At 41.8% G+C, this 14,944-nt stretch carries 10 protein-coding genes; all 10 read right to left on the reverse strand.

Features of this window, described 5'->3' with window-relative positions:
• Positions 1-27: 27 nt before the first annotated feature.
• Complete coding sequence (locus AKG37_RS12135; protein ID WP_060699054.1) at positions 28-1,878, reverse strand: glycoside hydrolase family 9 protein; 1,851 nt, start codon at positions 1,876-1,878, stop codon at positions 28-30.
• A 418-nt stretch (positions 1,879-2,296) separates the two neighbouring features.
• The gene (locus AKG37_RS12140; protein WP_060699055.1) at positions 2,297-6,610 is read right to left on the reverse strand and encodes a PolC-type DNA polymerase III; all 4,314 of its coding nucleotides are present in this window, start codon (positions 6,608-6,610) and stop codon (positions 2,297-2,299) included.
• A 72-nt stretch (positions 6,611-6,682) separates the two neighbouring features.
• Positions 6,683-8,380: a proline--tRNA ligase gene (locus tag AKG37_RS12145; protein ID WP_060699056.1), complete on the reverse strand. Its 1,698-nt coding sequence runs from the start codon at positions 8,378-8,380 to the stop codon at positions 6,683-6,685.
• A gap of 84 nt (positions 8,381-8,464) precedes the next feature.
• On the reverse strand, positions 8,465-9,730 hold the full coding sequence (gene rseP, locus AKG37_RS12150; protein WP_149865089.1) for an RIP metalloprotease RseP: 1,266 nt from the start codon (positions 9,728-9,730) through the stop codon (positions 8,465-8,467).
• Positions 9,731-9,736: 6 nt separating this feature from the next.
• Entirely contained in the window at positions 9,737-10,888 is a 1,152-nt protein-coding gene (dxr, locus tag AKG37_RS12155; RefSeq protein WP_060699058.1) for a 1-deoxy-D-xylulose-5-phosphate reductoisomerase, read from the reverse strand.
• A 39-nt stretch (positions 10,889-10,927) separates the two neighbouring features.
• The gene (locus AKG37_RS12160; RefSeq protein ID WP_060699059.1) at positions 10,928-11,722 is read right to left on the reverse strand and encodes a phosphatidate cytidylyltransferase; all 795 of its coding nucleotides are present in this window, start codon (positions 11,720-11,722) and stop codon (positions 10,928-10,930) included.
• 12 nt (positions 11,723-11,734) lie between these two features.
• Entirely contained in the window at positions 11,735-12,517 is a 783-nt protein-coding gene (locus AKG37_RS12165) for an isoprenyl transferase (RefSeq protein ID WP_060699060.1), read from the reverse strand.
• A 129-nt stretch (positions 12,518-12,646) separates the two neighbouring features.
• Positions 12,647-13,204: a ribosome recycling factor gene (frr, locus tag AKG37_RS12170; RefSeq protein WP_024424150.1), complete on the reverse strand. Its 558-nt coding sequence runs from the start codon at positions 13,202-13,204 to the stop codon at positions 12,647-12,649.
• 1 nt (position 13,205) lies between these two features.
• A complete protein-coding gene (gene pyrH / locus AKG37_RS12175; RefSeq protein WP_008344767.1) occupies positions 13,206-13,928 on the reverse strand; it encodes a UMP kinase in 723 nt (240 codons plus the stop codon).
• A 134-nt stretch (positions 13,929-14,062) separates the two neighbouring features.
• The gene (gene tsf, locus AKG37_RS12180) at positions 14,063-14,944 is read right to left on the reverse strand and encodes a translation elongation factor Ts (RefSeq protein WP_060699061.1); all 882 of its coding nucleotides are present in this window, start codon (positions 14,942-14,944) and stop codon (positions 14,063-14,065) included.

The raw sequence follows: 14,944 nt of genomic DNA on the forward strand, positions 1-14,944 counted from the left end.
TCACCCTTTCAATAACCTCGTTGTTTTTTATTTGTCCGGCAGTGCGCCAAATACTAAAGCACCATCGTCAAAGACTGGAATCCTCGCTGTTTTTTGCATATTGGAAGTTAATCCTTGATAGGAATAATCATTTGAGGCATCCCATATATTCGACCCATTTGGTGCGGATAATCGAAATTGGATTTCCTTCTTATGCTCAGATTCTCCTCCAGGAAAAATAACTACGCCTGTAAAATCAATTTCTGCAAAATATACATGTGCTGATGCATCGTACACCTTAAGCGGAGATAAGGAAGCGCCTTCATTGTAGGCCGCTGTCACTTGAATATCCTTTTCAGTGAATCCCTTTGCAAAGACCTCGCTCAGATTGACGTAATATCTAAAGGACAATGTTTGGCTGCTTCTTGCCGGCCAACCGGATCTGTTGTATAGCACTGCTTTCACTTGAGTAGATGTTGTATCGTTATTCATCACAGCTGCCTCTACAAAAAACTCATCCCCCACCTGTTCTTTAGGCGGAAAATTTGGCAGCTTTGATTGCCCTTGACCAAACAGCTGCACCATTTTGGCTATATTTCCAGTAAAAGCGGCATTATAATCAGTCGCTACCTCGTTTGATATATAATCCGAGATGTCATCGTCATATTGATCCTGAACATTAGGGCCCCCAACAAGTGCTCCATAAAGTGTGTGACGGTGATTTTGAGGGTTTGTGAGCTGGTTAGACCATGAGCCATGTGCAGTTCGGTGGTGCGGGTGCTTCGGCGGATTCTGACCAAAACCAACGACGAAGCTTCTATTCAGCGGATTATCCCCTAGCATATAGTGGGTTTGCTTGATCGCAAACGATTGGTATCGATTCTTCTTTTCTTGATCAGACACCCAATCAGCATAAACAAAGGCTAAAAATGCTGCATTTGCGGCATAACGAAGTGAACCCCATTGATCCAGCCATGCCAAACCGCCAGGCGTATAAGTGATTCTTTCTACTTTTCCATTTTGAACGAGACCTGTCGTCCAGTAATCAAGATTACGCTCTGTTGATTCTATAAATCTGTTTTCTTTCGTGATTCTTGCTAGTAAGATTTGTGAAGCAAAAAAAGTATTATCCCATGACATGGTAAACGTATAATCCCAATCCTTCGGCCACTCCTCTACTGCTTTTAAAGCCTGGTTTAAATAGGTTTCTTCGTTTGTCGCCAAGTACAGCCAGATTCCGCCCCAAATGAGTTCGTCAATATAGCCGCTCCAGGAGTTGTAAAACGGCTGAGCATTGGTGACACAATCTGTATACTCTCCGCGATATTGGTCTGCAAAAGCATAAAGCTGTTTGGCGTGCGTCAAAAGCTTTGCTGCATAAGACGCATCTGTTTCTTTAAAAATGATAGAGCTTGCTGCTAAAGCCGCTGCAGTTTGTGCGGCTACTTCTGTTCCAGGACAATGTTCATCAATTTTAAAAGCTGGCCGGTTCATCGGCATCACTTCTGCCGGCCCCCACCAAGCATGATCAGCGTTCCCATCACCTACTTGCGCCCAAAATTCATTCGGCCCTGTATGTGCTTTCAAGAAATAATCTGTTGCCCACCTGATTTGATCTAAGATGTCATCAAGCAGCTCCGCATCTTCATAAGCTTCTCGGTATTCATATACTGTCCATGCAAGCACAGCTGCTGAGTAGGCCATCGGAAGTCCAAATTTCACATGATCACCTGCATCATACCAGCCGCCAGTTAAATCATGACCAACATCCTTCCCGTCTTCTAATCCAGAATCACCCCGCCAATTAAGACGATTGCTTTCTGGAAGCCGGCCTGACCGCTGCGCCTCATAAAACAACATGGATTTTTGAAGAACTTCTACATAGTTGTAAGATGCCATCTCCCTATTCCTCACCCCTTCTTTTTAGTAAAACATTGATGAATAGACAAACCTCCTCCTTTTGTTCGTCTCGTGATCTGTACAGCTTTGAAAAGAATCAAATATTTTCAAAAATAAGCATAGTAAACAGCAATCAGCTTTACGCTCATCGTAGTTTTCTCTTGATTCTCCTTCTGACTGTACCCAGAATGATCATATGTCGCTTGAGAACATTTCAGACGGCGAAATTCTCTTTTGAGCTCTATTTGGGTAGAAAGAATGACATACAATCTCTTTTCTTAAAACATCACGCTAAATCAAGGTATATGAATGATCAAGAAAATAATTCCAGATGACAAAAAAATGTTATTAGTTAACATAATAAAATTATTGTATATAGATAAAAGAACGCCCATTCTGGGCGCTCTTTTTTATCACATTAAAACAAAGAAAGCTGGTTTTGATCAGGAAGTGCTTCTAAGCAGCCTTGACGATCTAAATATTCAAGAATGGTTTTCGACACTTTTCCGCGTTTTTGTAAATCTTCTTTTGAAAGGAATTCTCCATCTTGTCGTGCGCGAACTATATTTAACGCAACGTTTGTTCCGAGTCCAGGGATCGAGTTAAATGGCGGAATCAATCCGTCTCCATCAATGATAAACTCTGTTGCGCTTGAGCGGTAGAGGTCAACTTTTTTGAAATGGTAGCCTCTTTCACACATTTCAAGGGCAAGCTCTAGTACAGTTAATAGGTTCTTTTCTTTCGGTGATGCATCTAGACCTTTTGAATTAATATCGTCCATAACAGCTCGAATTGCATTCGATCCTTTTGTCATCGTTTCGATATCAAAATCATCTGCACGAACGGTAAAATAAGCCGCGTAGTACAGAAGTGCATGATGCACTTTGAAATAAGCAATACGAACAGCCATTAGTACATAAGCAGCCGCGTGGGCTTTAGGGAACATGTATTTGATCTTTTTACAAGAATCAATATACCAGTTTGGTACGTTATTATTCTTCATTTCTTCTTCCCATTCAGGAGGAAGTCCCTTTCCTTTACGAACAGACTCCATAATTTTAAAGGCAAGTGACGGCTCTAAGCCTTGATAGATGAGATAGACCATAATATCATCACGGCACCCAATCACTTCACTTAGCTCACACGTTTTATTGTGAATGAGCTCTTGCGCGTTTCCGAGCCATACATCCGTACCGTGTGATAGTCCAGAGATCTGAACAAGCTCTGAGAAGGTCGTTGGTTTCGTATCCTCTAGCATTTGCCGAACAAATCTTGTCCCAAATTCCGGAATACCGAGTGTACCTGTCTTACAGCCAATTTGCTCTTCTGTTACACCTAGAGGCTCTGTCCCTTGGAAAATTTTCATGACTTCAGGGTCATCAGTCGGAATCGTTTTCGGATCAATTCCACTTAAGTCCTGAAGCATACGAATGACTGTTGGATCATCGTGCCCTAGTATATCAAGCTTCAGCAAGTTATCATGGATCGAATGGAAATCAAAATGTGTCGTTTTCCAATCGGAACCTGTCGCATCTGCTGGATATTGAATAGGAGAGAAATCGTAAATGTCCATATAATCCGGCACAACGATAATCCCACCTGGATGCTGACCAGTTGTCCGTTTTACCCCTGTACAGCCTTGGACAAGCCGGTCGATTTCAGCGCCTCTCATATGAAGGTTATGATCTCCTGCATAGCCTTTCACGTAACCATATGCTGTTTTTTCTGCAACGGTACCAATCGTACCTGCTCGGTATACATACTCTTCACCGAACAACTCTTTCGTATAGTTATGCGCTATTGGCTGATATTCACCTGAGAAGTTCAAATCAATATCGGGGACTTTGTCTCCTTTAAAACCTAAGAACGTTTCAAACGGAATATCATGTCCATCTTTTTTATACGGCGTACCACATTCAGGACAGTCTTTATCAGGAAGGTCAAAGCCTGAACCAACAGATCCGTCATTAAAGAACTCAGAGTGCTTACAGCTTGGGCATACATAATGTGGTGCAAGTGGGTTCACTTCGGTAATCTCTGTTAATGTCGCAACAAGAGATGAGCCGACAGATCCCCTTGAACCAACAAGATATCCATCGTCAAGTGATTTCTTTACGAGTTTATGAGAGATTAAGTAAATAACGGCAAAGCCATGACCGATAATACTTTTTAATTCTTTCTCAATACGGTCTTCTACGATTTTTGGCAAATCATCTCCGTAGATGCTGCGCGCCATTTGATAGCTCATTTCACGTATTTCTTCATCTGCACCTTCAATTTTTGGTGTGTAAAGATCATCTTTGATTGGTTTAATATTTTCGACCATCTCAGATACTTTTTGCGTATTCGTTACGACGATCTCTTTTGCTTTTTCATCTCCTAGGAAGGAAAATGCTTCGAGCATTTCATCTGTCGTTCTAAAATGAACTTTTGGCAGTTCATGGCGGTTAAGCGGATTCGCTCCACCCTGTGATGAAATTAAGATTTTACGATAAATTTTGTCCTCTGGATGAAGGTAATGCACATTTCCAGTTGCCACAACGGGTTTATTCAGTTTTTCGCCGAGCCTTACAATGTTTGTGATGATTTCTTTTAACGCACGTTCATCTCGAACAAGCTCCAGCTGCAGGAGGTGCTGATACACTTCTGGTGGATGTACCTCTAAATAGTCATAAAATGCTGCAATGTCTTCCACCTCATCAGGTGACTTTTGCATCATTCCTTCAAATACCTCACCCTTATCACAAGCAGACCCAACAATTAAACCTTCTCGATATTTCTCAAGCTGTGAGCGCGGAATACGCGGCACCCGGTAGAAATAATGAATATGAGAAAGTGAAACAAGCTTAAATAAATTCTTAAGTCCTGTCTCATTTTGAGCAATCAAAGTCGCGTGGTAAGGACGTGAGCGCTGGTATGCATTCGACTGTCCCATGTTTTCATTCAATTGATCGTGATAGGCAATCTCTTTTTCAGCCGCATCTTTTAGCATCTTCAGCATGAGATAGCCTGTCGCCTCTGCATCATAAATCGCACGGTGATGCTGCGTCAATTCAATATCGAATTTTTTACAAAGTGTGTTCAGCCGGTGATTTTTAAATTCCGGGTAAAGGAATCGGCCAAGTTCAAGTGTATCGATGACAGGATTTGATGCTTTATCTGTTTTTAACAGGCGTTTATACGCCGTATTTAAAAAGCCCATATCAAAGCTCGCATTGTGCGCAACAAGAATGTCTTTTCCAATCCATTCTTTGAAATCCCGCACGACATCGACAACATCTGGTGCATCTCGGACCATATCATCTGTAATACCTGTTAATTCAATGGTTGTCGCTGATAACGGGTGATGAGGATTTGCAAATGCCTCAAAGCGGTCAATGATTTCCCCGCCTTTTATTTTCACTGCTGCAAGCTCAATGATCGTGTCATAAACGGCTGAAAGTCCCGTTGTCTCTACATCAAATACAACATACGTCGCATCCTCTAACAAGCGGTGCTCTGGGTTATATGCAATCGGTACCCCATCGTCGACTAAGTTGATTTCCACACCGTACATCATTTTGATGCCATGCTTTTTACTTGCCGCATACGCATCTGGGAAGGATTGTACAACAGCATGATCTGTCAGGGCAATCGCTTCATGCCCCCATTTTTTTGCTTGTTCAACGAGCTTGCCGACGCCAGTGACCGCATCCATTTGACTCATAGGGGAATGCAAATGAAGCTCCACACGCTTTTCACCCTCAGGTGCTGTATCTTCTTTCAGCTGAGGTTTCATTTCATTGACATCATTGGCGATCATGACAAGATCTCTGACAAACGTATCATTTTGAATACTACCTCTTGCTTTTACCCACATGCCTTTTTTCAATGATTTCATCAGCTGCGCATCTTCTTTTTCTCTTGCAAACATTTTGATTAAAATACTATTTGTATAATCTGTGATCTTAAAGATACAAAGGGTTCTACCGCTTTTCAGTTCACGCGTTTCTGCATCGAATACGTAGCCTTGAACGGTGATTCTTCTTTCCTCGTCCATGATACTATCAAGCGTACGAATTTCTTCATTGTCTTTGATTTGATAGCCAATCATCAGCGGGCCTGACGGAGCTTCATCCTGCTCCTCACTTTCCTTCTTCTCCATCTCAGTGAGGGCTTGCATGGCTCTTTCTTGATCTTCAGCAAGTTTTTGTTCTCTGAACTTTTGAATCTCTTGATCTGATACAAAAATTTCTGTATCGAATTGCAGCTCTGGAAAACCAACTTGTTTAAACGCAGCCTGGAGCATTGGGCTGTACTTCTTCTTAATGGCTAGTGCCTCAGTTTCACTTTTCGTTTTAATGATGATTTTATGTCCAGACAGCGATGGTTTTTGCTGCTGAAGCAAGCTGATAATTGGGGGAGAAATTCCTTGAAGCTCTTCCACACAATGTGACCAGTACGATTGCACGAGCTCTTCAGATATGTTCGGATCACTCACTTCAATCGTACAAGTGACTTGTGCAATATGAGAAAATGCACTTGTCAGCCTGCTGAGAAACATCGCATATACCTTGTAAGGCAAAAGCGCCTTAAATTTGAAAAGAAAATGCCACGTTTTCGTCGACTTCTGCACTGTTAATTTGACGATTTCCCCTTCTTCAAAGTACCGGCTGAGGTCATCATCTGTCATTTGAATCTGATTGAGTAATATATGAAATTGCCGCCGTGTAATCGGTAATTGTTCATCCAAGACAGGACCCTCCTTTTTCAATCAGAAAGGTACCTCTTTCCTATAGGAGGTACCTTCATTTTTTTGTTCGTTTTATGCTTGGCGTATAAATGAAATCAAATCATCAACAGATACTTCATGTGATTCGCCTGATTTTCTAAACTTCACTTCAACAATCGCTTCTTCTGAACGTTTACCGCAGCTAATGCGAATTGGCAGTCCAATCAAATCACTGTCTGCGAATTTCACGCCTGCACGCTCCTGGCGGTCATCGAAAAGTACATCAAAGCCCTCATCTTCTAAGCGCTCGTATAATGTTTCAGCCAGTTCTTTTTGTGCATCATTTTTCATATTTAATGCAAGGAGGTGAAGGTCATATGGCGCAACTGCTTCTGGCCAAATGATTCCTTTCTCATCGTGATGCTGTTCAACAATCGCTGAAAGAGTTCTAGAGATACCGATGCCGTAGCAGCCCATAATCATTGGCTGCGCGCGTCCATTCTCATCAAGGTACGTTGCATCCATTGACTCAGAATAACGAGTGCCCAGTTTAAAGACTTGTCCTACTTCAATCCCTTTTGCAAACTGGATCGTGCCTTCCCCATCTGGAGAAACATCTCCTTCTTGAATCAAGCGAAGATCTGTGAATTCTTTCACTGACACATCACGTGCAGGATTGACATTGACATAGTGATAATCCGCTTCGTTTGCACCTGCGACTGCATTTGTCATTCCTTTAACAGCTAGGTCTGCATAAATATCGACTTCTGCTTTCAGTTGAACAGGCCCAACAAATCCAGGCTCAGTTCCAATGACTTCTAGCACTTCTTCGCGTGAAGCAAGCTCTACAAGCTGTGCTCCAATCAAGTTTTTCACTTTCACATCATTTACTTCATGATCTCCTCTAGTAAGGATCAGAACATATGCATCATCTGCTTTAAACAAAACAGACTTGATACAAAGAGAAGGATCGATTTCTAAAAATCCAGCAACGTCTTGAATCGTTTTCACTTGCGGCGTGTGAACTTTTTCAAGTTCTTTGAAGTCCGCAGGATTGGCTTCTTCTCCGTGATAGACAGCCTCAGCCATTTCAATGTTCGCGGCATATGAGGAAGTATCAGAATAAGCGATCGTATCCTCTCCGACTTCTGAGAGCGCCATGAACTCATGCGTGTCTTTTCCTCCCATTGCTCCAGAATCTGCAATGACTGGTCTAAAATTGAGACCCACTTTTGAGAACACATTAGAGTAAGCTGTAAACATTTTGTTGTATGTCTCATCAAGGCTTTCTGGAGAAGAATGGAACGAGTACGCATCCTTCATAATAAATTCACGTCCGCGCAACAATCCAAAACGTGGTCTCTGTTCATCACGGAATTTTGATTGAATTTGATAAAGAGTTAACGGAAGCTTCTTATACGATTTTACTTCACTGCGTACGAGTGATGTGATCACTTCTTCGTGGGTTGGGCCAAGCGCGAATTCGCGGCCATGGCGGTCCTTCATACGCATTAATTCTGGACCGTATGTGTACCATCTGCCTGACTCCTGCCACATTTCTGCCTGCTGCAGCACTGGCATTAACAGCTCAGCTGCTCCTGCCTTTTCCATTTCCTTACGCACGATCGATTGAATATGCTGAATGACTTTATGCGCAAGCGGCAGATAATGATAGATTCCACTTGTATTTTGTCTAATAAACCCAGCTCTTACTAAGAGTTGATGGCTTTTTGCCTCAGCATCTGCCGGCACCTCTCGAAGAGTTGGAATGAAAGTCAGGGATTGTCTCATGTCGTTATTACACCTCATTTATGAAATAGGACTTCTCACAAAAACTCTTGTTTCCCGGAATGAGAAACAAGAGAGAATGGTTTTTTATAAAAATAATCGCTGGATGTCATTCCACGTAACCACTAGCATTAACAGCATGAGGAACGCAACACCAATAAAGACAACAAGTGCTTCTTTCTCACGATTAATTGGTTTACCGCGAATGGCTTCAACAAACAAGAATAGTAAACGTCCTCCGTCTAGTGCAGGAATCGGTAATAAATTTACGATGCCTAAGTTGATACTGAGGAACGCCGCAAACTGCATTAATGTTAACACACCTTGCTTGGCTACTTCTCCTGTCATGTCGTAGATCCCAACTGGACCTGCTAGCATATCTAGTGAAAATTGCCCTGTGACAATTTTTTGCAGGTTTGTTAAGATCAATCCTGCTGTTGATATGACAGTGGTTCCTGAAGATGAAATGACTTTTAAAAATCCATTTTCCGTTGGCGGATATGATCCGAAACGGCCAATGTTTTTACCATCTGCTTTCACAGATTCTGGTACGACCTGGACAGTGCTTTCTTTGCCGTCTCGGTCAATGACGACATTCATTTTTTTCTCAGGGTTTTTTTGAACTGTTTGAACGACATCTGTCCAAGAATTCATTTTATCCCCGTTAATTGACACAATGTGATCTCCCTGCATCAGTCCAGCTTCCGCCGCTCGGCCGTCTTTCGTAAGCTTACCGAGTACAGGGTCATCAACGGTTACCCCTTGAATAAAGCCTAAAGCAACCAAAATCACATACGCCAGAATAAAGTTCATGATCGGCCCAGCTGCAATGGCTTTAATCCGCTGCCAAACCGTTTTTGAACCAAATTGACGATTGTATGGTGCAATTTGAATTTCTTCACCATCTGCAATATAGAAGCTTGTTTGACTGACATTGTAGCCAGTCAGAATATCTTCATTTCCAGCCTCATATCCTGAGATTCTCATGGCGTGATCTAAATCAATCTGCTCAACTTCGATGACAAGTGCATCAGGATATTTTTCTTTATCATTTAAAATGATTTTTTCTACTTCATTTTGCTCATTGAATAAGAGCCCCACTGTATGACCTGGTTTGATTTCTATAACTTCAGGGTCCTCTCCAGCCATTTTAACAAATCCGCCAATAGGGAGAAGTCTAATGGTATAAACGGTCTCTTTTCGTTTAAAGGAGAAAATCTTCGGCCCAAAACCAATTGCGAACTCGCGGCATAAAATCCCCGCGCGCTGCGCCATAATTAAATGGCCAAGCTCGTGGAAAAAAACGAGCGTTCCAAAAATAATAATAAACGCAATCACTGTATTCACGAACATACCACCTTATGTGAGGATTGATTGAACAAAGTCTCGTGTATCTTTGTCCACTTCATGGATATCTTGCAAACTTGGCGTTGAAATCACATGATGTCTGTTTAGTGCCTTTTCAATCAATTCTTCAATTTGCAGGAACGTTACTTTGCCTTTTAGAAATGCATCGACGGCAATTTCATTTGCTGCATTGAGAACAGCAGGCATTGTCCCTCCTATTTTACCTGATTCATAAGCAAAATGTAAGCAGCGATACCTGTCAAAATCCGCTTTTTGGAAATTCAATTGTCCAATCTCCCAAAGGTTCAATGATTTCGCTTCTTGCAATGGCGCTCTATCTGGGTATGTGAGTGCATATTGAATGGGCACTCTCATGTCAGGTGTCCCTAACTGAGCCATGACACTTTTGTCGTGAAATTCTACCATCGAATGGATAATACTCTCTTTATGTAGCAGCACATCAATTTGTTCATAAGGGATATCAAACAACCAATGCGCCTCGATGACCTCGAGCCCTTTATTCATCATAGTCGCTGAATCAATGGTAATTTTTGCACCCATCGACCAGTTCGGATGGTTCAGGGCTTCTTCAACCGTCACACCTTCAAGTTCAGTTCGTTTTTTATCTCGGAAACTACCACCTGAAGCTGTCACGATTAAGCGTTCAATATTTTTAGCTTGTTCACCTTGCAGGCATTGAAAAATAGCGGAATGCTCACTATCGACAGGAAGTAAAGGCACATCATATGTTTTGGCATACTCTTTTACTATATGACCAGCTGTCACAAGAGTTTCCTTATTTGCGAGTGCAATCGTCTTTTTTTGTTCAATGGCCTTTAATGTTGGAACAAGTCCAACACTTCCTACAAGTGCATTAACCACAACGTCCACTGCATCATAGGTTGCTGCTTCAATGTTGGCCTCATCACCAGCAGCCAGCTTGACATCGTATTCAAATGAATGTTCTTTTAGACTGCGATAGGTTTCTGCGTCTACACAACCGACGAATTCAGGCTGAAAGTGCTCAATGACCGGTATCGCCTTCGCAATATTTCTGCCAAATGTCATGGATTTCAGCTTAAATTTGTCCGGGTGCTGCCTAATCACATCTAATGTTTGTTCTCCAATTGATCCTGTTGCGCCTAATAGCGAAATATATTTCAAATTGCCACTCCTTCTCTCGTTCAATAAGTTTCTATGAGGTTAGCTGGCAAACGTTGCGAGCAGTAAGTATAAAAACGGCAGAACGAATAAAAAGCTGTCAAACCTGTCCAAAATCCCGCCATGACCAGGGAGAATTGTCCCTGAATCCTTCACGTGATAATGGCGCTTTAAAGCAGATTCCACAAGGTCTCCAAGCTGTCCAAAGATACTGAGTAAAAGGGTAATAAACATAACAAGCAGATATGATGGCAAAAATCCTGTAACCGCCTGAAACACAAGTGACAACACGACCGCTGTGACAATTCCACCGATAAATCCTTCTACTGTTTTGTTTGGGCTGATTTCTGGCCAAAGCTTTCTTTTCCCCATAGATTTCCCAATAAAGTAAGCTCCTGAGTCAGTGGACCAAATAATCACTGCTGCGAAGAAAATCGCACTCATGCCATATAAGCCTCTAATTTGGATAAAATAATAGAAACTGACGCCAATATATAACGTGGCTAATACAACAAAAGCAACCTCATCGAATGTGAAAGAGTTTTTACTCAAAACTGTATAAGTTAAAAGTATTAAGATTGCGAACAAAGCAATCTGCATTTTTGATGCGTCTACGTTTGGGAAGAAGCTATTCTCTCCGCCCATTAAAAGCCAAAGCAATATTAAGCTGACAATACCAGGAAAGCTAAAAATCGAAATCTTTTTCATCCTTAGAAGCTCAAAGAGAGCGACACTTCCCATTAAATAAATCAGCAAGGTAAATGGCATCTGTCCATAAATAACAGCAAGCAAAAAGACTGCAGCTGCCAAAACACCCGTCAAAATTCTTTGTTTCATCTGCACCACCCTCTAAATTCCACCGAACCTCCGGCCGCGGCGCTGGTACTCCCCGATAGCACCTATAAGATGCTCATCAGAAAAGTCAGGCCAAAGCACATCCGTAAAGACAAACTCGCTGTACGCAATTTGCCAAAGCATAAAGTTGCTTAATCTAATTTCTCCACTCGTGCGAATGAGCAAATCCGGATCTTGAAGAGATTCTGTCATTAAATAAGCTGAAAACATCTCTTCTGTGATGTCTTCTGCTTGAAGCTTACCTTCTTTGACTTTTTCAGAAATTTGTCTGCATGCGGAGACAATTTCTGTACGCCCTCCATAGTTGAGCGCAAAGTTTAAAACGAGTCCGTCGTTATCCGCCGTACTCTTTACTGCGTTCTCTACCGCTTTTTTTGTATGCTGCGGGAGGCCGTCTGGATCACCTGTTAAGCGCACTCGGACATTTTCTTCGATGAGTTCAGGCAGGTAGATGTTTAAAAATTCTTCAGGCAGTTTCATTAAAAAGTCTACTTCTAGTTTTGGACGTTTCCAATTTTCCGTAGAGAAAGCATACAAAGTCAGCACTTTGACATTCAGCTCATTTGCAAGCTTTGTCATGCGCTTGACAACTTTCATTCCTTCATGATGTCCTGCTACCCGTGGAAGAGCACGTTTTTTTGCCCATCTTCCATTCCCATCCATGATAATGGCGATATGTTCAGGAATTTCTCCATTTAATATATCTTCTTTTGTCAGGCTTTCTAAGTTGGAAGCTGCTGTTTGCTGATTCTTCCAATTTTTGAGTATATTGAGCATGAGATTCCTCCATCACCCAAAAAGGTTGCGTTCCCGCTAATAATATAGTCATCAACAGTATTAACAAAAAAACCCCCTGTAAACATGAAGAGGGTCTTTTCACTATTATCTATTGTACATAGTTTTTTCTTAAACTTCCATGATTTCTTTTTCTTTATCTTTCGTCACGTCATCAATTTTAGCGACATATTCATCTGTCAATTTTTGAACATCCTCTGTCGATGATCTTAATTCATCTTCAGTGATCTCCCCATTTTTCTCAAGCTTTTTCAAATCATCGTTTGCATCACGACGAACGTTACGAACAGCTACTTTTGCTTCTTCTGAGTATTTTTTAACTACTTTCACAAGCTCTTTACGTCTTTCTTCTGTTAGCGCAGGAATCGCAATGCGGATCACATTACCGTCACTTGTTGGCGTGATGCCAAGGTCAGACTTTTGGATCGCTTTTTCGATATCACCGATTGCTGTTTTATCGTAAGGTGTGATAATCAGCATACGTGCTTCTGGCACTGTGATTGACGCAATTTGGTTAAGTGGTGTTTGTGCACCGTAATAATCCACTGTTACTTTATCAAGCAGTGAAGCATTTGCACGACCTGCACGAACAGTTGCAAGCTCACGTCCGTATGCTTGTACGGCTTTTTCCATTTTTTCTTTCGTTTGGTTCAACACTTCTTTTGACACGTTATTTCCCCCTCACGATCGTTCCGATTGATTCGCCGTTTACGGCACGTTTAATATTTCCTTCTTCCATAATGGAGAAGACGATTAATGGAATGTCATTGTCCATACATAATGAGGACGCAGTAGAATCCATTACAGCAAGCCCTTCTTTAAGTACATCAAGATATGAAAGCTTATCATATTTTACTGCATCCGCATCTGTACGAGGATCAGCGCTGTAGACACCATCTACATTATTTTTCGCCATTAAAATGACATCTGCTTCAATTTCCGCTGCACGAAGTGCTGCCGTAGTATCCGTAGAGAAATAAGGGTTACCCGTTCCAGCAGCAAAAATGACGACACGTTTCTTTTCAAGATGACGGATCGCTTTTCTTCTTATGTATGGCTCTGCAACCTGTCTCATTTCGATAGAGGTCTGCACTCTAGACTGAATGCCAAGCGTTTCTAGGCTGTCCTGTAACGCCAGTGAGTTCATCACTGTTGCCAGCATCCCCATGTAGTCTGCTGTTGCACGGTCCATCCCTAGATCACTGCCTGTCTTCCCGCGCCAAAGGTTTCCTCCCCCTACAACGACTGCAACTTCAACATCAAGCTCTGCAATTTCTTTTACTTGCTTTGCAATGGATTGAATGACAGTTGGGTTAATTCCATTTCCAGCATCACCTGCTAGTGCTTCGCCACTTAGCTTCAGTACAATGCGATTATATTTCGGTTTGCTCATGATAACCTCCAAGTGTATACTATACCGTCTCTTATTATGCGTAAGAAACTGCCTTTTGTAAATCAATATCCTCTAAAAAATAGGGAACACAGTGCTTGTGCTCCCTAAAAAAGCCCCAGAGAGCTTTTCAAACATTATTTTTTCACTTGGCTCATAACTTCTTCAGCAAAGTTGTCTTGACGCTTTTCGATTCCTTCGCCCACTTCGTAACGAACATAAGTTTGAACAGTTGCGTTTTTCGCAGCGACAACTTGTTTCACTTTTTCATCTGGGTTTTTAACGAATGCTTGGTCAAGTAAGCAAATTTCTTCGAAGAATTTATTTAGACGGCCTTCTACCATTTTAGCTACGATGTTTTCAGGCTTTCCTTCTTGAAGCGCTTGCTGTGTTAATACTTCACGCTCACGGTTTGCTTCTTCTTCTGACACTTGGTCACGAGAAATGTATTTAGGATTTACAGCTGCAACGTGCATTGCGATGTCTCTTGCAAGCTCTTCGTCAGTAGTTCCGTTAAGAACCGCTAACACACCGATACGTCCGCCCATGTGAAGGTAAGAACCAAATGCAGCATTATCTTCTTTTGTGATGACAGAGAAACGGCGTAGAGTGATTTTCTCTCCGATTTTCGAGATTGCAGTTGTGATATGCTCCTCAACTGTTGAACCGTTTTCCATTTTAGAAGCATGAGCTTCTTCAATTGTTGCAGGTTTAGCAGCAAGCAAATGGTCAGCAAGTTCGCTAAGAAGTGCTTGGAATCCTTCGTTTTTCGCAACGAAATCAGTCTCAGAGTTTACTTCTAGGATCACGCCTGTGTTGCCGTCAGTTTTGATAAGAGTTAATCCTTCTGCCGCAATACGGTCTGCTTTTTTCGCAGCTTTTGCGATTCCTTTTTCTCTTAGAAGATCGATTGCTTTGTCGATGTCACCATCAGTTTCTGTTAACGCTTTTTTACAGTCCATCATACCTGCACCAGTTTTTTGACGCAGTTCTTTAACTAATTGAGCAGTAATTGCCAT

It is taken from the genome of Bacillus australimaris (assembly GCF_001307105.1).
GTDB classification, from domain to species: domain Bacteria; phylum Bacillota; class Bacilli; order Bacillales; family Bacillaceae; genus Bacillus; species Bacillus australimaris.

Excerpts from the sequence above, each read along its gene's own strand:
- AKG37_RS12145 (WP_060699056.1), bottom strand. The coding sequence starts at position 8,380 with ATGAGACAATCCCTGACTTTCATTCCAACTCTTCGAGAGGTGCCGGCA.
- pyrH (WP_008344767.1), bottom strand. The coding sequence starts at position 13,928 with ATGAGCAAACCGAAATATAATCGCATTGTACTGAAGCTAAGTGGCGAA.
- AKG37_RS12160 (WP_060699059.1), bottom strand. The coding sequence starts at position 11,722 with ATGAAACAAAGAATTTTGACGGGTGTTTTGGCAGCTGCAGTCTTTTTG.
- AKG37_RS12135 (WP_060699054.1), bottom strand. The coding sequence starts at position 1,878 with ATGGCATCTTACAACTATGTAGAAGTTCTTCAAAAATCCATGTTGTTT.
- tsf (WP_060699061.1), bottom strand. The coding sequence starts at position 14,944 with ATGGCAATTACTGCTCAATTAGTTAAAGAACTGCGTCAAAAAACTGGT.
- AKG37_RS12165 (WP_060699060.1), bottom strand. The coding sequence starts at position 12,517 with ATGCTCAATATACTCAAAAATTGGAAGAATCAGCAAACAGCAGCTTCC.
- rseP (WP_149865089.1), bottom strand. The coding sequence starts at position 9,730 with ATGTTCGTGAATACAGTGATTGCGTTTATTATTATTTTTGGAACGCTC.